This is a genomic window from Paenibacillus sp. P46E (genome assembly GCF_001909095.1).
Taxonomy (GTDB): Bacteria; Bacillota; Bacilli; order Paenibacillales; family Paenibacillaceae; genus Paenibacillus_AQ; species Paenibacillus_AQ helianthi.
This window is the reverse complement of sequence record NZ_LVYZ01000008.1, coordinates 1-808: the sequence shown is the minus strand read 5'-3', so window position 1 is coordinate 808 and position 808 is coordinate 1. Positions and strand designations below refer to the sequence as shown.

Below are 808 nucleotides of genomic sequence, written 5' to 3'. Positions count from 1 at the left end.
GCCGGTGACAAACCGGAGGAAGGTGGGGATGACGTCAAATCATCATGCCCCTTATGACCTGGGCTACACACGTACTACAATGGCCGGTACAACGGGAAGCGAAGCCGCGAGGTGGAGCCAATCCCAGCAAAGCCGGTCTCAGTTCGGATTGCAGGCTGCAACTCGCCTGCATGAAGTCGGAATTGCTAGTAATCGCGGATCAGCATGCCGCGGTGAATACGTTCCCGGGTCTTGTACACACCGCCCGTCACACCACGAGAGTTTACAACACCCGAAGTCGGTGGGGTAACCCGCAAGGGAGCCAGCCGCCGAAGGTGGGGTAGATGATTGGGGTGAAGTCGTAACAAGGTAGCCGTATCGGAAGGTGCGGCTGGATCACCTCCTTTCTATGGAGAATCGTTTCCTGCAACGGAAACATTCAAATCGGAAGCTTAGCTTCCATTAGAACCTTTGAAGGTTCGAACCACTCACTCGTTGCTCAGTTTTGAGAGTTGAAGCTCTCATCTTTACCTTGATCCTTGAAAACTGGATACCGAAACGAAAATGCGTTTTAGAACATTCCTTTAAGCTGAACTTGTGTAAACAAGTTTATATTATAGCGATGCTAGCGATTTCCCTTTTGGGAAAACGCAATGGTTAAGCTAATAAGAGCACACGGAGGATGCCTAGGCGCCAGGAGCCGACGAAGGACGTGGCGAACAACGAAACTGCCTCGGGGAGCTGTAAGCAAGCTTTGATCCGGGGGTGTCCGAATGGGGAAACCCAGCTGTGGTAATTCGCAGTTACTCATACCTGAATACATAGGGTA

General features: G+C 51.4%; 2 rRNA genes. Both read left to right on the top strand.

Going from position 1 to position 808, the window contains the following annotated elements:
• A 16S ribosomal RNA gene (locus tag A3849_RS03500) occupies positions 1–386 on the top strand; the annotation flags it as partial.
• Between the two features lie 248 nt (positions 387–634).
• Positions 635–808: ribosomal RNA gene (locus A3849_RS03495) — 23S ribosomal RNA — on the top strand; the annotation flags it as partial.